The organism is Streptomyces sp. JK94, from assembly GCF_053613315.1.
In genome coordinates this window covers 1-22,513 of the sequence record NZ_JBSICH010000032.1, presented here as the reverse complement: position 1 = coordinate 22,513, position 22,513 = coordinate 1, and the positions used below count along the sequence as shown (strand labels likewise).

19 protein-coding genes and 1 pseudogene are annotated in these 22,513 nt (G+C 73.9%); 11 read left to right on the top strand and 9 right to left on the bottom strand.

From position 1 onward, the window contains the following. Positions 1–3 precede the first annotated feature (3 nt). From ccrA to ACVV2G_RS25285, 3 genes are all read right to left on the bottom strand, one after another. The gene (gene ccrA / locus ACVV2G_RS25295) at positions 4–1,341 is read right to left on the bottom strand and encodes a crotonyl-CoA carboxylase/reductase (protein WP_453845065.1); all 1,338 of its coding nucleotides are present in this window, start codon (positions 1,339–1,341) and stop codon (positions 4–6) included. 337 nt (positions 1,342–1,678) lie between these two features. After that, positions 1,679–2,491 carry a TetR family transcriptional regulator gene (locus ACVV2G_RS25290; protein ID WP_453845064.1) on the bottom strand — a complete coding sequence of 271 codons (813 nt, stop codon included), beginning with the start codon at positions 2,489–2,491 and terminating at the stop codon, positions 1,679–1,681. A 136-nt stretch (positions 2,492–2,627) separates the two neighbouring features. Next, on the bottom strand, positions 2,628–4,433 hold the full coding sequence (locus tag ACVV2G_RS25285) for a 3-hydroxyacyl-CoA dehydrogenase family protein (protein ID WP_453845063.1): 1,806 nt from the start codon (positions 4,431–4,433) through the stop codon (positions 2,628–2,630). Positions 4,434–4,813: 380 nt separating this feature from the next. Between ACVV2G_RS25285 and ACVV2G_RS25280 the strand changes: the two genes are divergently transcribed. Then, positions 4,814–5,407 carry an adenylosuccinate lyase gene (locus ACVV2G_RS25280; RefSeq protein WP_453845062.1) on the top strand — a complete coding sequence of 198 codons (594 nt, stop codon included), beginning with the start codon at positions 4,814–4,816 and terminating at the stop codon, positions 5,405–5,407. 4 nt (positions 5,408–5,411) lie between these two features. Here ACVV2G_RS25280 and ACVV2G_RS25275 read toward each other — a convergent pair whose 3' ends face one another. From ACVV2G_RS25275 to ACVV2G_RS25260, 4 genes and pseudogenes are all read right to left on the bottom strand, one after another. After that, positions 5,412–5,939, bottom strand: coding sequence for a GNAT family N-acetyltransferase (locus ACVV2G_RS25275; protein ID WP_453845061.1), 528 nt, complete (start codon positions 5,937–5,939; stop codon positions 5,412–5,414). Beyond that, positions 5,936–6,334, bottom strand: a complete 399-nt coding sequence (locus ACVV2G_RS25270; protein WP_453845060.1) for a RidA family protein — start codon at positions 6,332–6,334, stop codon at positions 5,936–5,938. Before ACVV2G_RS25270 ends, ACVV2G_RS25275 begins: the two co-directional genes overlap by 4 nt. A gap of 73 nt (positions 6,335–6,407) precedes the next feature. Further along, positions 6,408–7,985: an alpha/beta hydrolase gene (locus ACVV2G_RS25265; RefSeq protein ID WP_453845059.1), complete on the bottom strand. Its 1,578-nt coding sequence runs from the start codon at positions 7,983–7,985 to the stop codon at positions 6,408–6,410. 605 nt (positions 7,986–8,590) lie between these two features. Further along, positions 8,591–8,881: pseudogene (locus ACVV2G_RS25260) on the bottom strand (NUDIX domain-containing protein); the annotation flags it as partial. A gap of 170 nt (positions 8,882–9,051) precedes the next feature. Between ACVV2G_RS25260 and ACVV2G_RS25255 the strand changes: the two are divergent. The 8 genes from ACVV2G_RS25255 to ACVV2G_RS25220 all read left to right on the top strand — a co-directional run bounded on the left by ACVV2G_RS25255 (position 9,052) and on the right by ACVV2G_RS25220 (position 19,033). Further along, positions 9,052–9,495 (top strand): SRPBCC family protein, encoded by a 444-nt coding sequence (locus ACVV2G_RS25255; protein ID WP_453845058.1) that lies wholly within the window; start codon positions 9,052–9,054, stop codon positions 9,493–9,495. 150 nt (positions 9,496–9,645) lie between these two features. Continuing rightward, positions 9,646–12,036, top strand: coding sequence for an MFS transporter (locus tag ACVV2G_RS25250; protein ID WP_453845057.1), 2,391 nt, complete (start codon positions 9,646–9,648; stop codon positions 12,034–12,036). A gap of 277 nt (positions 12,037–12,313) precedes the next feature. After that, positions 12,314–13,042: a class I SAM-dependent methyltransferase gene (locus tag ACVV2G_RS25245; RefSeq protein ID WP_453845056.1), complete on the top strand. Its 729-nt coding sequence runs from the start codon at positions 12,314–12,316 to the stop codon at positions 13,040–13,042. 282 nt (positions 13,043–13,324) lie between these two features. Continuing rightward, positions 13,325–14,158: a M55 family metallopeptidase gene (locus ACVV2G_RS25240; protein WP_453845055.1), complete on the top strand. Its 834-nt coding sequence runs from the start codon at positions 13,325–13,327 to the stop codon at positions 14,156–14,158. After that, positions 14,151–15,473 carry a M20/M25/M40 family metallo-hydrolase gene (locus ACVV2G_RS25235; protein ID WP_453845054.1) on the top strand — a complete coding sequence of 441 codons (1,323 nt, stop codon included), beginning with the start codon at positions 14,151–14,153 and terminating at the stop codon, positions 15,471–15,473. The genes ACVV2G_RS25240 and ACVV2G_RS25235 overlap by 8 nt, the downstream gene beginning before the upstream one ends. Positions 15,474–15,492: 19 nt before the next feature. After that, positions 15,493–17,460 carry a prolyl oligopeptidase family serine peptidase gene (locus ACVV2G_RS25230; RefSeq protein ID WP_453845053.1) on the top strand — a complete coding sequence of 656 codons (1,968 nt, stop codon included), beginning with the start codon at positions 15,493–15,495 and terminating at the stop codon, positions 17,458–17,460. Further along, positions 17,457–18,380, top strand: a complete 924-nt coding sequence (locus tag ACVV2G_RS25225; protein WP_453845052.1) for a S66 peptidase family protein — start codon at positions 17,457–17,459, stop codon at positions 18,378–18,380. Before ACVV2G_RS25230 ends, ACVV2G_RS25225 begins: the two co-directional genes overlap by 4 nt. Positions 18,381–18,466: 86 nt before the next feature. Next, positions 18,467–19,033, top strand: a complete 567-nt coding sequence (locus ACVV2G_RS25220) for a GNAT family N-acetyltransferase (protein ID WP_453845051.1) — start codon at positions 18,467–18,469, stop codon at positions 19,031–19,033. Here ACVV2G_RS25220 and ACVV2G_RS25215 read toward each other — a convergent pair. Beyond that, positions 19,005–19,352 (bottom strand): DUF6204 family protein, encoded by a 348-nt coding sequence (locus ACVV2G_RS25215; RefSeq protein WP_453845050.1) that lies wholly within the window; start codon positions 19,350–19,352, stop codon positions 19,005–19,007. The two genes, ACVV2G_RS25220 and ACVV2G_RS25215, sit on opposite strands and share 29 nt — an antisense overlap. Before the next feature lie 145 nt (positions 19,353–19,497). Here ACVV2G_RS25215 and ACVV2G_RS25210 point away from each other — a divergent pair, with 145 nt between their 5' ends. After that, positions 19,498–21,465: a DUF5107 domain-containing protein gene (locus ACVV2G_RS25210; protein WP_453845049.1), complete on the top strand. Its 1,968-nt coding sequence runs from the start codon at positions 19,498–19,500 to the stop codon at positions 21,463–21,465. A 19-nt stretch (positions 21,466–21,484) separates the two neighbouring features. On the opposite strand, the gene ACVV2G_RS25205 is transcribed toward ACVV2G_RS25210, so the two are convergent. Beyond that, on the bottom strand, positions 21,485–21,832 hold the full coding sequence (locus ACVV2G_RS25205) for a VOC family protein (protein WP_453845048.1): 348 nt from the start codon (positions 21,830–21,832) through the stop codon (positions 21,485–21,487). A gap of 79 nt (positions 21,833–21,911) precedes the next feature. On the opposite strand from ACVV2G_RS25205, the gene ACVV2G_RS25200 reads away from it, so the two are divergent. Next, positions 21,912–22,427, top strand: a complete 516-nt coding sequence (locus ACVV2G_RS25200) for a phage holin family protein (RefSeq protein ID WP_453845047.1) — start codon at positions 21,912–21,914, stop codon at positions 22,425–22,427. Positions 22,428–22,513 lie beyond the last annotated feature (86 nt).

The following is a 22,513-nucleotide window of genomic DNA, read 5'->3' as shown; positions in this document are numbered from 1 at the left end:
TCCTCAGATGTTCCGGAAGCGGTTGATGGCGTCGGCGTGCTTGGCGCGCATCTCCTCGTCGCGCACGCCCAGGCCCTCCTCGGGGGCGAGGCACAGCACGCCGACCTTGCCCTGGTGGGCGTTGCGGTGGACGTCGTGGGCGGCCTGGCCGGTGTCCTCCAGGGAGTACACCTTGGACAGCGTGGGGTGGATCCTGCCCTTGGCGATGAGGCGGTTGGCCTCCCAGGCCTCGCGGTAGTTGGCGAAGTGGGAGCCGATGATGCGCTTGAGGGACATCCACAGGTAGCGGTTGTCGTACTCGTGCATGTAGCCCGAGGTCGAGGCGCAGGTGGTGATGGTGCCGCCCTTGCGGGTGACGAAGACACTCGCGCCGAAGGTCTCGCGGCCGGGGTGCTCGAAGACGATGTCGATGTCCTCGCCGCCGGTGAACTCGCGGATGCGCTTGCCGAAGCGCTTCCACTCCTTCGGGTCCTGGGTCCGCTCGTCCTTCCAGAACCGGTAGCCCTCGGCGTTGCGGTCGATGATCGCGTCGGCGCCCATCGAGCGGCAGATCTCCGCCTTCTGCGGCGAGGAGACGACGCAGATCGGGTTGGCGCCGCCGGCCAGCGCGAACTGGGTGGCGTAGGAGCCGAGACCGCCGCTGGCGCCCCAGACGAGCACGTTGTCGCCCTGCTTCATGCCGGCGCCGTTGCGGGAGACCAGCTGGCGGTACGCGGTGGAGTTGACCAGGCCAGGGGCGGCGGCCTCCTCCCAGCTGAGGTGGCCCGGCTTGGGCATCAGCTGGTTGGACTTGACGAGGGCGATCTCCGCGAGACCGCCGAAGTTGGTCTCGAAGCCCCAGATGCGCTGCTCGGGGTCGAGCATCGTGTCGTTGTGGCCGTCGGACGACTCCAGCTCGACGGAGAGGCAATGCGCGACGACCTCGTCGCCGGGCCGCCAGGCGTTGACGCCGGGGCCGGTGCGGAGCACGACGCCGGCCAGGTCGGAGCCGATGACGTGGTACGGCAGGTCGTGGCGCCGGGTCAGCTCGCTGACCTTCCCGTAGCGCTCCAGGAACCCGAACGTCGACAGCGGCTCGAAGATCGAGGTCCACACCGAGTTGTAGTTGACCGAGGAGGCCATGACGGCCACCAGGGCCTCACCGGGACCCAGTTCGGGCAACGGCACCTCGTCCAGGTGGAGCGACTTGCGCGGGTCCTTGTCACGGGTTTCGAGGCCCGCGAACATCTCGGTCTCGTCCTTGTGCACGGTGATCGCGCGGTACGACTCGGGCAGCGGCAGTGCGGCGATGTCGGCCGGCGTGGAGTCGGGCGACTGGATCGCGTCCAGGATGTCCTTCACGGTGTTGCCTCCGGCGGTGAGCGCCCTGAGGGAGGGGCGCTGGGGGTTACGTCGGTGCTGATGAGGGTGGGTGAGGGTGCCTGTGACGCAGGCGTTCGGACGCGCAGGGGATGAGGTGCGGGGACAGCCCGAACACCTTCAACGTATGACACCGCGTGTCACCCCGCAAGGCACTGAGTGCCAGAAATTGTTCTCAGATGAATCTTTGCCCGACAGATGAGCGATGATCGATCGAACGGGGGCCCGGGCGCCGCCGAAAAGGGGCACTGACATGCAAAAACGGCCACCCGGCGGGTGGCCGTTGCCCGTGGCCGTCGTCACAGCGGGAGGAGCCCGCTCAGCGCTCCTTGAGCGCCTGCTCGATGGTCCGCATCACCTCGTGCAGCGGTGCGTCGGTACGCGCGAGCGTCACCAGCACCTCGCCCTGCACGGACGCCGAGGCGGAGGCCGGCCGGGCGGCGGAGGCGGAGCGCCCGGCGCCGATGCCCGTGCCGAACGTCTTGCGCACGATCGCGAAGGCGTGGTCGAGCTGGGCCTCCACGTCTCCCTGCGCGCCCGCCCTCAGCCAGCGCCGCAGCACGTGGTTGTGCGCGGTGACCACGGCGGACGCGGCGACCTCCGCCAGCAGCGGGTCGTCGTTCGCGTCGTCGTCGTGCGCGTGCTCGTCGAAGTGACCCAGCAGATAGCGGGTGAAGAGGCGCTCGTAGCGGGCCACGGACGCGATCTCCGCCTCGCGCAGGGTGGGCACCTCACGGGTCAGCTTGTACCGGGCGACCGAGATCTCCGGCCGGGCCGCGTACATCTTCATGACCTCTTTGATGCCGCGGCACACGGTGTCGAGCGGGTGCTCGTGCGCGGGAGCCGCGTTGAGCACCGCCTCGGCACGGACCAGGGTGTCGTCGTGGTCCGGGAAGATCGCCTCTTCCTTGGAGCGGAAGTGGCGGAAGAAGGTGCGGCGGGCGACCCCGGCCTGCGCCGCGATCTCGTCGACGGTGGTCGCCTCGTACCCCTTGGTCGCGAACAGCTCCATCGCGGCCGCCGCCAGCTCCCGGCGCATTTTGAGCCGCTGGGCGGCGGCCCGGCCGCCGGCCGCGCTCTCCGGCGCGTCGGGCGTGGCTGGTGTACGTGGGGACCTGGCGGGCTGGGACATGACCCGAACGTACTGCATGTGCGCGCAATCATGCGCGTGACCGGGGATTCCCCCGCCCGGACGGGGCGGGGGAGACCCGGCGGGATCGAGCAGCCCGCCCCAGTCCTCCTCGGGCCGGAACCAGTCACCCGGTCGCTCAGCGGCGGGCATACTCGCGGAAGCCGCGGCCCGTCTTGCGGCCGAGGCAGCCCGCGGCCACCAGGTGCTCCAGGAGCGGCGCCGGGGCCAGGCCCGGGTCGCGGAACTCGCGGTGCAGGACCTTCTCGATGGCGAGCGAGACGTCCAGCCCCACCACGTCCAGCAGCTCGAACGGGCCCATCGGGTAGCCGCCGCCCAGCTTCATCGCCGCGTCGATGTCGTCCAGCGTCGCGTAGTGCTCCTGGACCATCTTCACGGCGTTGTTCAGGTACGGGAACAGCAGCGCGTTCACGATGAAGCCGGCCCGGTCGCCGCAGTCCACGGCGTGCTTCCCGACCCCGGCGCAGACCTCGCGCACGGTGGCGTGCACGTCGTCCGCCGTCAGCACCGTGCGGACCACCTCGACCAGCTTCATGGCCGGCGCCGGGTTGAAGAAGTGCATGCCGATCACGTCCTGCGGGCGCGAGGTGGCGCGGGCGCAGGCGACGACGGGCAACGAGGAGGTGGTGGTGGCCAGCACCGCGCCCGGCTTGCAGACCTTGTCCAGCGTGGCGAACAGCTGCCGCTTGACCTCCAGGTCCTCGGCGACCGCCTCGACGGCCAGGTCGACGTCGGCGAAGTCGTCGTACGTCCCCGTCGGGGTGATCCGCTCCAGGGTCCGCGCGGCGGCCTCGGCGGTCAGCCGGCCCTTGTCGACGCCGCGCGCCAGCGACGTGCCGATCCGAGCCCTGGCCGTCCGCGCCTTCTCCGCGCTGCGGGCGGCGAGCACCACCTCGTACCCGGCCTTGGCGAAGACCTCGGCGATACCGGACGCCATGGTGCCCGAACCGGCGACGCCCACCGCCCGCACGGGGCGGCCGGCGACCGCGGTGCCGCTCGCCCCCGGGGTCAGGGTGTCCGGCACGACGACCGCGCTGCCCGGCGCCTCGTAGGTGTAGAAACCGCGCCCGGCCTTGCGCCCCGTCAGGCCCGCCTCGCTGAGCTGCCTGAGGACCGGGGCGGGGGCGTGCAGACGGTCGTGGGAGGCGGTGTACATGGCCTCCAGGACGGTGCGCGCGGTGTCCACGCCGATCAGGTCCAGCAGCGCCAGCGGGCCCATCGGCAGGCCGCAGCCGAGCCGCATCGCGGCGTCGATGTCCTCGCGGGAGGCGTAGTTCGCCTCGTACATCGCCGCGGCCTGGTTGAGGTAGCCGAACAGCAGCCCGTCGGCGACGAAGCCGGGCCGGTCGCCGACCGCGACGGGCTCCTTGCCGAGGTCGAGGGCGAGGTCGGTGACGGCCGTGACGGCGCCCGGCGCGGTCAGCACGGAGGAGACCACCTCGACCAGCTTCATCGCCGGGGCCGGGTTGAAGAAGTGCAGGCCGAGCACCCGCTCCGGGTGGGCCGACTCGGCGGCCAGCCGCGTGACGGACAGGGCGTTGGTGCCGGTCGCCAGGATCGTCCCGGGACGCACGATCCCGTCCAGCTCCCGGAAGACCTGCTGCTTGATCTCGTACGACTCCGGGACCACCTCGACGACCAGGTCCGCGTCGGCCGCCGCCCGCAGGTCGGTCGAGGTGCGCACGCGGGCGAGGGCACCGGCGCGCTCCTGCTCGGTGAGGCGTCCGCGCTCGACGGCGCGGGCGGTGGAGGACTCCAGCGCGGCGACGGCGGTCGCGGCCTGCGCCTCGCTGACGTCGATGCCGACGACGTCACGGCCGGCCCGGGCCAGGACCTCGGCGATGCCGGTGCCCATGGTGCCGAGGCCGACGACGGCGATGGTCCGGAGCGGGGACAGAGGGGTGTCGGACAGGGGAGTGGCCATCGCGGGACTCCAGGAATGAGGGTGACGACGGGAACGTCCCCGGATACGCCTGCGGCGCACCGGGTGCGTGAGGAAAGGGGTGCGGGTGTTGCCGGGCCGACTGGCGCACACGCCCGGTGCCGGAGCGCAGGGCGTGCACACGCCCGTGCGGCGGCGGGGTCCGACCGGCCCTGTCCCGGGGCGCGGTCGTACTGCGGTACCTCGATGCCCGGTACCGGACCGACTGCTCTCACCGCGGCTGCGTCACCGGACCGCCGTGAGGAGTACCGCGAGTGGGTAACTCGCTCGTCTGAGATTAACTCGCGGGTAACGAGCGCGCCAGACCCCGGTGTTCGTGATGTACGTCCCACCCGCCCGACGACGCCCCTAACCTCGGTGTCATGGACGAAGAGTTGCGCACGCTCACGGAGCGCTTACGGGCCGAGGCGGGTGCGTCGGGGGTGCCGGGCGACCCGGTGGCGTACCAACGGCTCGTGGCGACCGGCGACCCGGACGAGCTGGCCGCGGTGCTCACCGAACCCGGCCACCGGCTCTGGGCCCGCGAACTGGCCGCCTTCCGGCTGGGCGTGGCGGGGGACCGGCGCGCCTTCGAGTCCCTCGTGCTGCTGCTGAACCACCGCGACCCCCCGCGCTGCGCCTCCGCCGCCCACGCCCTCGCCCGCCTCGGCGACCCGCGCACCGCCCGCGCCGCCGCCGCCCTCGCCACCAACGAACTGCGCGTCGCCTACGCCCTGCACCCGGTACGGCTGCTGGTCGAACTGCGGGCCCCCGAGGCGGTACCCGCCCTGATCACCACCCTGCGGCGACGGCTGCGTCCGCACGACCCGTACCGGCGCGTGGCGCTCGCCTGCGTGGAGGGGCTGGGCACGCTCGGCGACCGGCGGGCCGCACCCGTCCTGCGGGAGGCCCTGGCCCATCCGGCGCTGGCGGAGGCGGCGGTGCGGGCGCTGGCGCGGCTCGCGGGGCAGGCGTGAGCCGTCAGCCGGTCAGCCGCCTCGCGTACCGCACCTCGGGCACGGCGACCCCCTCCACCTCGAACGGCTCCCCGGCGCCGTCGGCGTGGAAACCCGCCCGTTCGTAGAAGCGCCGGGCGCGGGCGTTGCCCTCCAGCACCCACAGGAGCATGCGGGCGTGCCCGGCGGCCGTGCAGCGGCGGACCGACTCCCGCAGCAGCGCCTGTCCGACGCCGGTGCCGAGGCGCCCGGGGTCCACGTAGAGGGCGTACAACTCGGCGTCGGCGGTGCGTCGTTCCCCGTCCCGGTAGGGGCCGTGGCAGCACCATCCGACGACCTCGCCGGCCGCGTCCTCGGCGACCAGGTCCACCACGTCGTCCGGGCGCCGGGCGAAGAGGCCGCGGCGGCGCTCGGCATCCCTCGCCGCGTCGAGCCCGTCCAGGTACCGCTGCGGCACGAGGCCCCGGTACGCCGTGCGCCAGCCGCGGATCCGGATCGCGGACACGCGGTCGCAGTCGGCGAGGGTCATCTCCCGTACGCGGGGCCCGCTCACGGGGCGACGACCGCGAACGCCTCGATCTCCATCAGGAACTCCGGCCGGACCAGCCCCGCGACCCGCACCGCCGAGGCGGCCGGCAGCCGGTCGTCGGGTATGTGCGCGGCGCGGGCGGCGCGGATCGCGGGCGGGTGCGCCGTGTCCGTGACGTAGAAGGTCAGCTTCACCACGTCGTCGAAGGTGGCGCCGGCCGCCGCCAGGCACCGGCGCGCATTCTCGAAGACCTGACGGGCCTGGGCCGCCGGGTCGTCCTCGCCGACCAGCCCGCCGTCCTCGTCCAGGGCGAGCTGGCCGGAGACGGCCACGAACCGTCCGGTGCCGGCGACGACATGGCTGTACTGGGCGGCGGGCGCGACGCCCTCGGGCGCGGGGATCCTCGTCAGCTCACTCATGTGTTCATGGTGGACCACGGGTCCGACGACGCCCCGGGCGGGCGGGCGGCGGGGCCGCCGGCCCCCGGACGCGTCAGCTCCGCAAGCCGAGCAGTCCGTGCAGCGTCGAGCCGCGTGAGGACGTCGAGACCGCCCTGGACTCCAGTGGCCGCGGCGCGGGCAGCGCCGCGCACACCGCGTCCGCCTCGCCGCCGCCGCGCGGCACGGTGCCGTCGGCCAGATACGCGGCCAGGTGCTCGTCCAGGCAGGTGTTGCCGCTCAGGGTGATGCCGTGGTTCCCGCCGCCCTCCTCCACCACCAGGCCGGAGCCGCGCAGCAGCCGGTGTGCGGTGACGCCGCCCTCGTACGGGGTGGCCGCGTCGCCGGTCGCCTGGAACAGCAGGGCCGGCGGCAGTTCGTGGTTGGTGACGTCCACCGGCCGACGCGAGTCCGCGGGCCAGAAGGCGCACGGTGCGTTGTACCAGGCGTTGTTCCATGTCACGAAGGGTGCCTTCTCGTGCACGTTCCAGTTGTCGTCGCGCCACCGGTCCCAGTCGCGCGGCCAGGCGGCGTCGCGGCACTGCACCGAGGCGTAGACGCTGTAGCCGTTCTCGTCCGAGGCGTCCACGGCACCGAAGTCCTCGTACGCCTCCACCAGCGGGCCGGTGTCGGCGTCGTTCACGTACGCGGCGAACGCCTCCGCCAGGTAGGGCCAGTAGCCGTTGTAGTAGCCGCCGGGGAGGAAGGTGTCCTCCAGCTCGGAGGCGCCGACCTTACCGTCCGCCGGCTCCTTCGCCAGCGCCGTCCGCATGGCGTACCACGCGGCTGCGACCCGCTCCGGGTCGGAGCCCAGCCCGTACGCCCCGTCGTGCGCGGCGATCCAGGCCAGGAAGGCCCGGTGGCGGTCGTCGAAGGCGTGGTCCTGGCGGAGGTTGGCGTCGTACCAGACGGCGGTCGGGTCGACCACGGAGTCCAGGACCAGGCGCCGCACGCGGTCCGGGTGGAGCCTGGCGTAGACGGCGCCCAGATAGGTGCCGTACGAGTAGCCGAAGTAGTTGATCCGCTCCGCGCCGAGCGCCCTGCGGACCGCGTCCAGGTCCCGTGCGGCGCTGACCGTGTCGACGTACGGCAGCACGTCCGCGTACTTCTCGCCGCAGGCGTCGGCGAAGGCCTTCGCCCGTGCGAGGCCGGCCCGCTCGACGGCCGGCGCGGTGGGCACGGAGTCGGGACGCACCGGGGCGAAGTGGCCCGGCAGGCAGTTCAGGGCGGGCTCGCTCCTGCCCACACCGCGCGGGTCGAACCCGATGACGTCGTACTGCGCGGCCACGTCCGCGGGCAGTGAGGACGCCACGAAGCCGGCCAGCGTCAGCCCGCTGCCGCCGGGGCCGCCGGGGTTGACCAGCAACGGGCCCTGGAAGGTCTCGGCGGTGTGCGGGACGCGGGAGAGGGCCAGCGTGATCTGCTCGCCGCTCGGGCGGGCGTGGTCCAGCGGCACCCTGAGGGTCGCGCACTGGAGCGTCGGGTAGCCCTCCGTGCCGCACGTCTTCCAGGTGAGCGCCGCGGCGTCCGCGTCGCGCGCGGGGTGCGGTGCGCTCGCCCCGGCGGGGAGGGCCGTGACGGCCCCGGCGGCGATGACGGCGGCGCCGCACAGCACGGCTGCGCGTTGTCCCATGGCGTTCTCCCAGGACTCCCAGGGCGGAGAGGCTGCGGTCCGCGCGGGTCGCGGTCCTCGCCGCATCGTCCCGGGGCCCACTTCCGGAAGAACGCGTTCCGTTCATACTTGACCCGATTGGGCCGGAAGATACCCTCGAATGCTCAGAGAAGCGACAACTGAACCGGCTCGGTGGGTGCGGGCCCGGCGTCCGCGAGTCCGGTCGCCGCGGGCCCGTCGCCGGCTCCGGCCGCGCGACCCGTCGGGGCCTCCCCGTCGGCGCGGGGCAACTGAGCTGTTTCACCGGGCAGGTGAAGGACTCCGGGGAGACGCCCAGGGGCCCCGATCCCAGCCAGGCCGTCGACGAGCTCGACGACCGCACCCGCGTCCCCGCTCCCGTCCCGGGGCCACGCGGTCCCAAGGGCGAGCCCGGCAAGCCTGCTCCCACCATGACGCCTCCCCCCGGTACCGGTGCGACGCCTCCCCAGCCAGACCCGCGCCATCCGACAGCGGCGGTGCGCCCAGCCCGCCGGCCGCAGCACTGGACCCGAGCCACCGCGGGTACGCCTGATCGCCCTGGCACGGCCCTCGCCGGGCGTGCCAGGGGCGATCACCCATGTCTGAGGTCAGCCGAGACGGATGCGGCGCCGCACGGGGAGAGCGGCGGCCGCGTTCGCGGATCGGACCTCGCCGCGGGCAACCAGCTCGGGGACTCGCGCCAGCGGCACCCATTCGCGGCGTGCCGACTCGAAGCTGTCGAGTGGTTCACCGACGCGTTCCGCCGTGTCGGACCAGTAGACGCGGTGGTGACTCGTCGAGATCCCCGGCATGGGATCCACGGCGAGGAGCAGCTGTATGGGACCGGGGCGCCACCCCGTCTCCTCCTCGAACTCCCGTGCCGCGGCCGCTACTGGATTCACCGGAGCGCGTTGACGCCTCCTCGGTGGCTCTGCCCCCCGATAAAGCACCTGTTCCCTTGCTCGTGCGGGCGCGTCACGCGGGCCGCTTCACGTCCCCCGATTTGGTGGCCGGGCGGTGGGGTGGTTGGCTTGCCCCGACCCGGAACACCAGGCCCTGGAGGAACCCGATGGCGCAGGTCGAGGCGGAGACGGAGCGGATCGTCGCGGCGGACGCGGAGACGGTGTTCGACACCCTCGCCGACTACAGCGGCACCCGCGCGAAGCTGCTGCCCGAGCACTTCAGCGAGTACGAGGTCCGCGAGGGCGGGGACGGTGAGGGCACCCTCGTGCACTGGAAGCTCCAGGCGACCAGCAAGCGCGTCCGGGACTGCCTGCTGGAGGTCACCGAGCCGTCCGACGGCGAGCTGGTCGAGAAGGACCGCAACTCCTCCATGGTCACCACCTGGCGGGTCACCCCGGCCGGTGAGGGCAGGTCCCGGGTGGTCGTCGTCACCACCTGGCAGGGGGCCGGCGGCATCGGCGGCTTCTTCGAGAAGACCTTCGCCCCCAAGGGCCTCGCCCGGATCTACGACGCGCTGCTCGCCAAGCTCGCGGCCGAGGTCGAGAAGTAGCCAAAGGCCAAGCCCCGGGCGGCCGTTGGCTGTCTCACCGGTTCGAGTGATCTGCGTCCGAAAACGCCGCACTTCCGTAACTCGTCGCACTTGTTCGCAGTTGTCGCATCAGGCGGCAATTGTGAGCAGGTGTGACGAGGGGAGCGGGCCATGGGCGGGATCACTCTGGTGCAGGACGAACCGGTCACCGCGCCTCCCGAACCCCCCGCACCGAGGCCCGGACCGGGTGCGGGCCTGAGCCCGCGCCGGGTGCGGCTCGTCTTCGTCGGACTGATGCTGGCGCTGCTGCTCGCCGCCCTGGAGCAGATGATCGTCGCCACGGCGCTGCCGAAGATCGTCGGTGAGCTGCACGGCCTGGACAAGATGTCCTGGGCGATCACCGCCTACCTGCTCACCTCCACCGTCGGCCTGCCGGTCTACGGCAAGCTCGGCGACCTCTTCGGGCGCAAGGGCGTCTTCCAGTTCGCCATCCTGGTGTTCATCGTCGGCTCGGCCCTCGCCGGCCGGGCGCAGACCATGGACCAGCTGATCGCCTTCCGCGCCGTGCAGGGCGTCGGCGCGGGCGGCCTCATGATCGGCGTGCAGGCGATCATCGCGGACATCGTGCCGCCCCGCGAGCGCGGCCGTTTCATGGGGCTGATCGGCGCCGCCTTCGGACTCGCCTCGGTCGCCGGTCCGCTGCTGGGCGGCTACTTCACCGACCACCACTCCTGGCGCTGGTGCTTCTACATCAACGTGCCCTTCGGCCTGGTGACCATGGCCGTCGTCGCCGTCGTGCTGAAACTGCCCAAGCCGCAGGTCAAACCCCGTCTCGACGTCCCCGGCGCGCTGCTGCTCACCGCCGCCTCCACCTGCCTGGTACTGCTGACCAGCTGGGGCGGCACCGAGTACCCGTGGGGATCGAAGGTCATCCTCGGTCTCGCCGCCGGGGCGGTCGCGGCCACCGTCCTCTTCCTGGTCGCCGAACACTTCGCACCCGAACCGCTCATCCCGCTTCGGCTGTTCCGGGACTCCGTCTTCAACGTCACCGGCCTGGTCGGGCTCGTCATCGGCATCGCCCTCTTCGGCGCCGCCAGCTACCTGCCGACCTTCCTGCAGATGGTCGACGGTGCCACCGCCACCGAGTCCGGCCTGCTGATGCTGCCGATGATGGGCGGCATCGTCGGCGCCTCGATCATCTCCGGGCAGTTGATCAGCCGCACCGGGCACTACCGGTCCCACCCGATCCTCGGCAGCGTGCTGTCCGTCGTCGGCATGTGGCTGCTGTCCCGGCTCGACGCCGACACGCCCCGGCTGCACTACAGCGTCTGGATGGCCGTCCTCGGCGCCGGCATCGGCATGGTGATGCCCGTCCTCGTCCTCGCCGTGCAGAACTCCGTGCGCCCCGCCGACCTGGGCACCGCCACCAGCGCCAACAACTACTTCCGGCAGATCGGCGGCAGCGTCGGCGCGGCCGTCTTCGGCACGCTCTTCGCCGGCCGGCTCACCGACGCCCTCGCCGACCGGATCCCCGCCGAGGCGGGCGCCGGACTGCCCGACGCCGAGGCCATCACCCCCCAGCTCGTCCACTCCCTGCCCCCGGCACTGCGCGACGCCTACATCGGGGCGTACGCCGACGCCATGCCGCGGATCTTCCTCTACCTGGTGCCGGTGCTCGCCCTCGGGCTGTTCATCGCCTTCTTCCTCAAGGAGAAACCACTGGTGTCCCACCACGCCCCCGTCTCCGGACCGGAGACGACCGCCCACCCCGCCCAGGTCCCGCAGGCCCGTACCGCCCACGCGGCCGGCCTTCCGGTCTGCGGCACGGTGCAGCACCCCGACGGCACCGCCGTGCCCCGCGCGGCGCTCACCCTCATCGATGTCGGCGGCCGGCAGATCGGCCGGGGCGCCAGTGGCGACGACGGCCGCTACGCGCTGGCCACCCCGGGCTCGGGGGCGTACGTCCTGATCGCCGCGGCCGGCGGCCACCAGCCGCAGGCGGTCTCCGTGACCGTCGGCGAGCGCCCGGTCGAACTGGACGTCGTCCTCGGCGGCGCCGGGCGCCTCGCCGGCAGCGTGCTCACCGCCGACGGCAGCCCGGTGCGCGACGCGGCCGTCACGCTCACCAACGTCCACGGAGAGGTCGTCGCCACCACCCGCAGCGGCCGGGAGGGCGGCTACGTCATCACCGAGCTGGTGGCCGGCGAGTACACCCTGGCCGCCAGTGCCCCCGCCTTCCGCCCGGCCGCGCTGCCCGTCAGCGTCCAGGCCGCCCGGGAGACCCGCCAGGACGTGGAGCTGGCCGGCGGCGTCGTGCTGCGCGGCACGGTGCGCGCCGGCGGCGGACGGATCGTGGAGGACGCGCGGGTCACGCTGCTCGACGCGGCGGGCAACGTGGTGGACACGCTGACCACCGGACCGGACGGCACCTTCCGCTTCGTCGACCTGGCCTCCGGCGAGTACACCGTCATCGCCGCCGGCTACCCGCCCGTCGCCACCGTGCTCCAGGTGGCCGGCGGCGGCCGTACGGAGCGCGACCTCCAGCTCGGGCACGAGGACTGACCGCGGGCACCGGCGTGCGGGCGCACGCCGGTGTGTTCGCGCGCCACCGATCCCCCCGCCGCCGGCACATCCGGCCCCGAAGCGGCTGCTCGGGCCGCCCGCCGGCGCGGACGGGCTGCGGTGGGACCGCGGCGAGGGAGGCGGTGGGGGCGCGTGCCGTTCGCACGTCCGGTGAAGGAATGCGCCGGGCGCTTGTGGCCGTGCGCCGGGCGCGGTACACCGTACGGGCCCGTCGCCTCCGACGGGCCCGTACGTCGTCGTACCTGGGGAGACGGGCATGAGCGTGACGAGTCGGTACCGGGACGCCTGGGAGAGCTTCTGGAGTGAGGCGCCCGAGGGGCAGGGGGCGGTGTTCTGGGACGCGGAGCCGATGCTGACCGCCGGCCGCCACCTGGCCCACTTCGAGCCGTACCTGCTCGACCCCGGCCTGCCGATGATCGACCTCGGCTGCGGCAACGGCACCCAGACCCGCTACCTCGCCGACCGCTTCCCGCACGTCGTCGGCGCCGACCTGAGCACCGCCGCCCTCGACCGCGCCCGCCGCTCCGATCCCGCAGGGCAGGCCGTGTACCGGCGGCTGGACGCCGCCGACAAGGCCGAGACGGAGATGCTGCACGCCGAGATCGGGGACGCCAACGTCTATGTGCGGGGCGTCCTGCACCAGTGCGAACCCGACGACCGGCAGCCGCTGGCCGACGCCCTCGCCGCACTCCTCGGCGCCCGCGGACGCGCCTTCCTGGTCGAGCCCACCCAGGCCGCCGGGACGGTCCTGGCGCGGCTGGCACAGGAGCCCGAGGGCCCGCCGGCCAAGCTCGCCCCCGTCCTGCGGCACGGCCTGACGCCCGGAGCCGTACCCGACGACGCGGTGCCGGAGTACCTCCGCGCGGCCGGTCTGACCGTCCTGTCGAGCGGTGAACTGCCGCTGTACACCACGGAGTACACGGTGGACGGCGCCAGGATCGAGCTGCCGTCGACGTGGAGGGTGACGGGGCGGGGCACGGGGTGACGCAGCCCGCCCGCCGATGACACCCGAGTGCGGTCGTCTTCCCGCCCACCGGGGCGGGCGACCGGGCGGAGTCCGCGTACGAGAGCGCCGTGCGCCTGACGGAGCGCCCGGAACCGGCCGGCCGGCCCGGTTCCGGCACCGGGAACGGCGTCCGGCCCTCCCTCCCGGGACCGGCCCCCGCGGTGGCGCGCCGCTGCGGCCGGGGCGTCGTCCGAGCACTGGTGGCAGCCGTCTCCCCTCCTTCGTAGCCCCCTTCCGCCCCGGCGCGTAACGTGGCGCCCCATGAAGATCCTCATCAGCGCCGACATGGAAGGCGCCACCGGCGTCACCTGGCCGGCCGACGTGCTGCCGGGGACGCCGCAGTGGGAGCGGTGCCGGTCGATGTTCACCTCGGACGTGAACGCCGCCGTGCTGGGCTTCCTGGACGGCGGCGCCGACGAGGTGCTCGTCAACGAGGCCCACTGGACCATGCGCAACCTGCTCCTGGAGCGGCTCGACGAGCGCACCCGGATGCTCACCGGCCGCCACAAGGCCCTCTCCATGGTGGAGGGCGTGCAGCACGGCGACGTGGACGGCATCGCCTTCGTCGGGTACCACGCCGGCGCCGGCATGGAGGGCGTCCTCGCGCACACCTACCTCGCCAACCAGATCACCGGCGTGTGGCTGAACGGCGTACGGGCCAGTGAGGGCCTGCTCAACGCGCACGTCGTCGCCGAGTACGGAGTGCCGGTGGTCCTGGTCACCGGCGACGACGTGGCCTGCGAGGACGCGCTCGGGTACGCGCCCGAGGCACGGAAGGTCGCCGTCAAGGACCACGTGTCGCGCTACGCGGCCGTGTGCCGGACGCCGGCCAGGACCGCCGCCGACATCCGGGCGGCGGCCAAGGAGGCGACGGCGCTCGCGGTGCGGTACGAGCCGGTGAGCGGCGGACCGTACACCGTCGTGGTGGAGTTCGACGCCGAGCACCTGGCCGCGGCCTCGACCGTGGTACCGGGCGTGGCCCCGGCCGGGGAACGCAAGGTGGCGTACACCCACGCCACCATGTTCGAGACGATCCGTACCTTCAAGGCGGTCACCACGATCGCCTCCGCCGCCGTGGAGGAGCAATATGGCTGAGCAGCCGCAGCACACCGGCGCACTGGCGCTGGAGGAGGTCGTCCGGTTCACCTCCGAACTCATCCGGATCGACACCACCAACCGGGGCGGCGGCGACTGCCGGGAGCGCCCGGCCGCCGAGTACGCGGCCGAGCGGCTCGCCGAGGCGGGGATCGAGCCCACGCTGCTGGAGCGGACCAGGGGCCGGGCCAACGTCGTCGCCCGCGTCGAGGGCACCGACCCGTCGGCGGGCGCGCTGCTCCTGCACGGCCACCTGGACGTGGTGCCCGCCGAGGCCGCCGACTGGAGCGTGCACCCGTTCTCCGGGGAGATCCGCGACGGGGTCGTCTGGGGGCGCGGCGCGGTCGACATGAAGAACATGGACGCGATGATCCTGGCCGTCGTCCGCGACTGGGCCCGGCGGGGCGTACGACCCCGGCGGGACGTCGTGATCGCGTTCACCGCGGACGAGGAGGCCAGCGCCGAGGACGGCTCCGGCTTCCTCGCCGACCGGCACGCCGGCCTGTTCGAGGGCTGCACCGAGGGCGTCAGCGAGTCCGGGGCGTTCACCTTCCACGACGGCGCCGGCCGGCAGTTCTACCCGATCGCCGCCGGTGAACGCGGCACGGGCTGGCTGAAGCTCACCGCGCGCGGGCGGGCCGGCCACGGCTCCAAGGTCAACCGGGAGAACGCGGTCACCCGGCTCGCGGCGGCGGTCACCCGCATCGGCGACCACGAGTGGCCGCTGCGGCTGACCCCGACCGTGCGCGCCGCCCTGCGCGAACTCGCCGCCGTCCACGGCATCGAGACCGACCTCAGGGACGTCGACGCCCTGCTGGACAAGCTCGGGCCCGCCGCCAAGCTGGTCGAGGCCACCGTCCGCAACAGCAGCAACCCGACCATGCTGGACGCCGGCTACAAGGTCAACGTCATCCCCGGCGAAGCCGCCGCGCACGTCGACGGGCGCTTCCTGCACGGCTGTGAGGACGAGTTCCGCAGCACCCTCGACCGGCTCACCGGACCGGACGTGGACTGGGAGTTTGTCCACCGCGAGGTCGCCCTCCAGGCGCCGGTGGATTCGCCGACCTACGCCCGGATGCGGGCCGCCGTCGAGGAGTTCGCCCCGGAGGGGCACGTGGTGCCGTACTGCATGTCCGGCGGCACGGACGCCAAGCAGTTCTCGCGGCTCGGCATCACCGGCTACGGGTTCACGCCGCTGAAGCTGCCCGAGGGCTTCGACTACCAGGCCCTTTTCCACGGTGTGGACGAACGCGTCCCCGTCGAGGCGCTGCACTTCGGCGTCCGCGTCCTCGACCGGTTCCTGCGTACGGCCTAGAAGCGAGACTGGAGGAGAAGTGGCGGAGTCAGTGCGGACCCTGGCGTACGGATCGTGGCCCTCACCCCTCGACGCGGCCCTCGCCGCCGCGCACGACGGACGGCCCGACGACGTCGGTTTCGTCGGGGACGAGGTGTGGTGGACCGCGCCCCGGCCCGCCGAGGGCGGCCGGCGCACGCTGGTGCGACGGCGTCCCGACGGCACCGAGGAACCGGTGCTGCCCGCGCCGTGGAACGTGCGCAGCCGTGTCATCGAGTACGGCGGCCGGCCCTGGGCCGCGCGCATGACCGACGCCGGGCCGCTGCTGGTCTTCGTGCACTTCACCGACCAGCGGCTGTACGTCCAGGAGCCGGGCGGCGGCGAGCCCCGCCCCCTGACGCCGGTCTCCCCGGTGGGAGACGGGCTGCGCTGGGCCGAGCCGCAGCTGCGTCCCGGGCGCGGTGAGGTCTGGTGCGTCCTGGAGGAGTTCACCGGTGACGGGCCCACCGACGTGCGCCGGGTGCCCGTGGCCGTGCCGCTGGACGGCTCGGCGGCCGACGACCGGGACGCCGTCCGTGAACTCACCGGCGACCGCCACCGCTTCGTCACCGGCCCCCGCCTCTCGCCCGACGGCCGGCGCGCGGCCTGGCTGGCCTGGGACCACCCGCGCATGCCCTGGGACGGCACCGAGCTGATCGTCGCCGAGATCGGCCCCGAGGGAACCCTCCGGGACGCGCGGACGGTCGCCGGCGGGCCCGAGGAGTCGATCGCCCAGGTGGAGTGGGCCCCCGACGGCTCCCTGCTCCACGCCTCCGACCGCACCGGCTGGTGGAACCTCTACCGCGACGGACAGCCGCTGTGCGCCCGCGAGGAGGAGTTCGGCGGGCCGCTGTGGAAGCTCGGGCAGCGCTGGTTCGCCCCGCTGGACAGCGGCCTCGTCGCCGTCCTGCACGGCCGGGGCGCCGCCGTCCTCGGCATACTCGACCCCGAGACCGGCGAGGTCGTCGACGCGGCCGGCCCCTGGACCGAGTTCGCGGCCACCCTCGACGCCCACGGCGAACGGATCGCGGCCGTCGGCGCGAGCCCGCGCAGCTCCTACGAGGTGGTCGAGCTGGACGCCCGCACCGGCCGGTCCCGGGTGATCGGCGCCCCGCACGTCGACGCCGTCGATCCCGCGTACTACCCCGAGCCGCAGGTCCGCACCTTCACCGGGCCCGCCGGGCGCGAGATCCACGCCCGCCTCCACCCGCCGCACCACCCCGGCTGCCGCGCCCCGGACGGCGAGCTGCCGCCGTACGTGGTCTGGGCGCACGGCGGTCCCACCAGCCGGTCGCCGCTGGTCCTGGACCTGGAGATCGTCTACTTCACCTCGCGCGGCATCGGCGTCGCGGAGGTCGACTACGGCGGCTCCACGGGGTACGGCAGGGAGTACCGCAACCGGCTGCGCGGGCAGTGGGGCGTGGTCGACGTCGAGGACTGCGCGGCCGTCGCCCTCGCCCTCGCGGACGAGGGCACCGCCGACCGGGAACGGCTCGGCGTGCGGGGCGGCAGCGCCGGCGGCTGGACGGCCGCGGCCTCGCTGGCCACCACCGACGTCTACGCCTGCGGCACCATCGTCTACCCGGTCCTCGACCTGACCGGCTGGGGCGCGGGCGAGACCCACGACTTCGAGTCCCGGTACCTGGAGAGCCTCATCGGCCCGTACGCCGAGGTGCCCGAGCGGTACGCCGAGCGGTCGCCCGCCGAGCACGCCGACCGGATCACCGCGCCGTTCCTGCTGCTCCAGGGGCTGGACGACGTGATCTGCCCGCCCGTCCAGTGCGAACGGTTCCTCGCCCGCACGGCGGGCCGGGGCGTGCCGCACGCCTACCTCGCCTTCGAGGGCGAGGGCCACGGATTCCGCCGGGCGGACACCATGGTGCGCGCCCTGGAGGCCGAACTCTCCCTGTACGCCCAGACCTTCGGCCTCGCCCCGGGCGGCATCCCGACGCTGGAGCTGACCAGGTGAGGGAACTGGCCCGGCCCCTCCGGCTCGCCCCCGGCGCCCGGGTCGCCGTCGTCGCGCCCAGCGGGCCCGTGCCCGAGGAGAGGCTGCAGGCGGGCCTGGACGTCCTGCGCGCCTGGGACCTCGACCCGGTCGTGGCCCCGCACGTCCTCGACCGGCACGGCACCTTCGACTACCTCGCGGGCACCGACGCCGACCGGGCCGCCGACCTCCAGGCCGCCTGGTGCGACCCGTCCGGGGACGCGGTCCTGTGCGCCCGTGGCGGGTACGGCGTCCAGCGCATGACCGACCTGCTCGACTGGGAGGCGATGCGCGCCGCCGGCCCCAAGGTCTTCGTCGGCTTCAGCGACATCACCGCCCTGCACGAGGCGTTCGCCACCCGGCTGGGCCTGGTCACCCTGCACGGGCCCATGGCGGCGGGGACCGACTTCCTCAAGAACGCCCGGGCCCAGGAGCACCTGCGGGCCACCCTGTTCGCCCCGGAGACCGTACGCGTCATCGCCTCCGGCGGCAGGCCGCTGGTGCCCGGCCGGGCACGGGGTGTCACCCTCGGCGGCTGCCTGTGCCTGCTCGCCGCCGAACTGGGCACCGCGCACGCCCGCCCCCGGGCACGCGGCGGGCTGCTGTGCCTGGAGGACGTGGGGGAGGAGACCTACCGGCTGGACCGCTACCTCACCCAGCTGCTGCGGGCCGGCTGGCTCGACGGGGTCGGCGGTGTCCTGCTCGGCTCCTGGCACGCGTGCGAGCCGTACGCGGGGCTGCGGCCGATGCTCGCCGACCGGCTCGGCGGCCTCGGCGTGCCGGTGGTCGAGGACTTCGGCTTCGGCCACTGCGAGGGGGCGCTGACCGTCCCGTTCGGCGTAACGGCGGAACTGGACGCGGACGCCGCCACCCTGACGCTGGACCGGCCGGCACTGCGCTGACCGGCACTGCGCTGACCGGCACCGCGCTGACCGGCACCGCGCTGACCGGCACCGCGCGGGGCGGCACGCCGTCGTAGGCTGGCGGAATGCCGCACCACACGTCCCGCCACCTCGCCGAAGGCCCTCGCGTGGGCATACGGCACTTCACCCCCGAGGACGGCGCCGAGTTCACCGCCCGGGCCCGGCAGAGCAAGGACCTGCACCACCCCTGGCTCTTCCCGCCGGACAGCGCCACCGCGTACCAGGCCTACGCGGCCCGGCTGACCGAGGACCGCACCAAGGCCGGGTTCCTCGTGTGCGAGAAGGAGGCGCGGGGTACCGACGGCGGCTCCATCGCGGGGTTCGTCAACATCAACAACATCGTCGAGGGCGGCTTCCTCAGCGGAGCGCTCGGCTACGGCGCCTTCGCGCACGCGGCGGGGCGCGGCCTGATGCGCGAGGGACTGGACCTCGTCGTGCGGTACGCCTTCGGACCGATGCGGCTGCACCGGCTGGAGATCAACGTGCAGCCCGGCAACGCGGCCTCGATCGCGCTGGCCCGCGCCTGCGGCTTCCACCTGGAGGGCTTCTCGCCGAGGATGCTCTTCGTCGACGGGGCCTGGCGGGACCACCAGCGCTGGGCGATCACCGCCGAGACCGTGACTTCCGGTTGATCTTCATCGTGTCCAGGTCCGTCACCGTCGACCGCAGATCCCGGAACCCGTAGCCGAGCCCGCGCAGCGCCGTCTCCGCCCGGTCCTCGGCGATCGCACCCGCCATCTCCTCGCCGTCCGCCGCGTCCGACACCACGACGTACCGCATCGAGAAGTGCTTCAGCGGCGAGGATTCGTACGTCAGGGAACCCTCCTCGGTGAAGCGCATGCTCGCCATCCCGTGCTCCGCGGCCTCGGCGAGCAGCCGGGCACGGGCCCGATCGCTGAGCCCCTCCCAGGTGCCCCGGACGATCACCCGGTAGGTGTGCTGCTCACTCATGCCGCTCCTTCGTACGCGTGCCGACCGCCCGACCCTACGCCGCCGCGGACGCGGACCCCAGGCAATTGAACGTGAGCGACATCGCCCGAAGACGGCCGGCGGCGCCCCTGTTCACGGCACCGGTGAACGGCTTCCATGGGGAAGCGTGACGACGATCCGACGTGAGGTACTGACCCTGCCCGCCGCGCCGCTGGGACCGGACAACCCCCTGCCGCCGCTGCGCCCCCTGGACGAGGCCCACCGCATCGACGAACGCGACCGGGCCGGCCTGCCGCGCGACATGGCCCGCCAGGTCGGTTACGAACCCCTGCGCAGCCTGCTGCCCGCGCCGGTCCGGGACGGCTACGGGCGGGTGCGCGCACCCCGCGCGTTCGACGCCCTCGTCATCGAGAACGACCGGCTGCGGGCCACCGTCCTGCCGGGGCTCGGCGGTCGCGTCGCCTCCCTCCACCACAAGCCGACCGACCGCGAACTCCTCTACGCCAACCCCGTGTTCCAGCCCGCCAACTTCGCCCTCAACGGCGCCTGGTACTCCGGCGGCATCGAGTGGAACATCGGTGCCACCGGCCACACCGCCCTGTCCTGCTCGCCCGTGCACGCCGCCCGCGTGCCCGCCCCCGACGGCGGGGAGATGCTGCGCCTGTGGGAGTGGGAGCGGCTGCGCGACCTGCCGTTCCAGGTCGACCTGTGGCTGCCGGACGGCTCGGACTTCCTCCACGTCGGCGTCCGCATCCGCAATCCGCACGAGCGGGCGGTGCCCACGTACTGGTGGTCCAACACCGCCGTCCCCGAGGAACGGCGCGTCCTGGCCCCGGCCGACGAGGCCTGGCACTTCGGCTACGAGCGGCGGCTGCGCCGGGTGCCCGTGCCCTCGTACGGCGGAGCCGACCGGACGTACCCGCTGAACAGCAGGTACGCCGCCGACTGGTTCTACGAGGTGCCCGAGGGGCGGCGCCGCTGGATCGCCGCGCTCGACGAGCGGGGCCACGGGCTGGTGCAGACGTCGACCGACACACTGCGCGGCCGCAAGCTGTTCGTGTGGGGCACGGGCCCCGGCGGGCGGCGCTGGCAGGAGTGGCTCACCGAGCCCGGCACCGGCGGCTACTGCGAGATCCAGGCGGGGCTCGCCCGCACCCAGTTGGAGCACGTCAGGCTGGAGGCGGAGAGCGAGGTGTCCTGGCTGGAGGCGTACGGGCCGCTCGACGCGCCGCCCGGGGGCGAGTGGCAGGCCGTACTGCGCGGCGCCGAGGACCGGCTGGAGACGGTCCTGCCGCGCGCCGGCGTCGACGCGGCGTACGCGGCCTGGCAGCCGTACGCCGACGCCGAGCCCGGCGAGGGTCTCGCCACCGGGTCGGGCTGGGGCGCGCTCGAGGTGCTGCGCGCGGGCTGGAAGCTGCCCGGCACTCCCTTCGAGGAGAGCACCCTGGGCGAGGAGCAGCGGCCCTGGCTGCAGTTGCTGCGTGCCGGTTCGCTGCCCGAACCGGGGCGCGGCGAACCGCCCGGTGGCACGCTGGTCGCCCGGCCCTGGCGGGACATGCTGGAGACCACGGCCGCCACACCCGCCGCCGAGTACCACCTCGGTGTCGCGCAGTGGCACGGCGGTGACCGGGCCCAGGCGGTGCGCAGTTGGGAACGGGGCCTGAAGACCGCCACCGCCGCCTGGCCGCTGCTGCGCTGCCTCGCCGTCGCCGACCAGGAGGGTGGCCACCACGAGCGGGCCGCCGACCGCTACGCCGCGGCCTTCGACGACCTGTGCGGGCAGCTTCGGGAGGAGTCGGCCCCGAGCGGTGACGAGCGGTGGGCGGCCGTCACCGCCGCGCTCGGCCGCGAGGCCGTCGAGGCGCTGCTCGCGTCCGGGCGCGTGGCGGACGCCCGTGCCGTGTGCGAGCGGCTGCACCCCGCGACCCGCGCCCGCGGCCGGTTCCGGCTGGCCGAGGCGGCGCTGCTGGTCGCCGAGGGCCGGCACGAGGAGGCACGGACCGTCTTCGACGAGGGCTTCGAGGTCGCCGACCTGCGGGAGGGCGACGAGGTCATCGGCCGCCTGTGGGCCCGGCTCGGCGACGAACCGCTCCCGGACCGGTACGACTTCCGGATGCGGCCGGACGGGGAGTGAGCCCCGTCCGGCCCTGGCCCTACGCCCGCCGGTCCACGTACTCGTAGATCGCCCCGTCGGGATGCCGGGCGATCAGGTTGCGGCCGGCGGGCGTCGGGACCGGCCCCGCGATGACGTCCGCGCCCAGCGAGGTCAGGACCCGGTGGGTCTCGTCGACATCCGCCACGGCGATCGTCGCGACCACCTTGCGCAACACCTCGAGCTGGGACTCGGGCCCGCTCATCAGCAGGAAGCAGCCGACCGCGGCGACGTGGACGCCGCCGCGTTCGAAACGCAGGGCCTGGCCCCCGGCCAGACCTTCGTAGAAGGGGATCGCCTTCTCCAGGTCGTCGACGTAGATGCGCAGTGTGGCTCCCAGAATGTCCATGCGGACGAGCCTAGTTGGAGGCCGCGGGGCCGGTCCCGCGGTCCCCCATGGAAGCCCCGGACGCGGGTACCCGCGGGACATGGACCGCATGGATCACTTGGAACACCTGGACAAGCATCTGGTCGACGAACTGGCGCAGGTGGCACGCGAGACCGTGCGCGACGAGCTGCGCGAGCAGACGAGGAAGCAGCGCCGCAAGGCCACGCTGTACGCCGCGTCCGGTGCCGCCGCCCTGTACGCGGGCGCCGCCCTCGCCCTCGCCGTGGGCCTGGCCCTCGCCCTCGCCCTGCCCGGCTGGGCCGCCGCGCTGATCACGGCCGCCCTGCTCGGCGTCGCGGCCTACCTGCTGCGGGGCGCGGCCCGGCCGGGGTCCGCCCACGGCCCGGGGCAGGACCACGTCCGCGGCGGTGACGCCCCCGTGGCGCCGCCGAACGGCCTCGGCGTGCCCTACCCGCCGATGCCCCCCGTCGCGCCCGGCGGAGTCGGCGGCGCGACCGGCGCCCCGGGCGCGGGCACACCCGCACCGGGCGGCCCCGGACGGGCCGCGCCGCGCCAGGACGACATCGACCCCGAGGCCCCGCACGGCGGCGGCTGACCGTCCTCGACCCGGACGGCGCGGGGGCCCCCAAAAAAGATTTGGGGGGGGGAAGCAGAACATCCGAGGCCCTTTCCCAAGCGAGG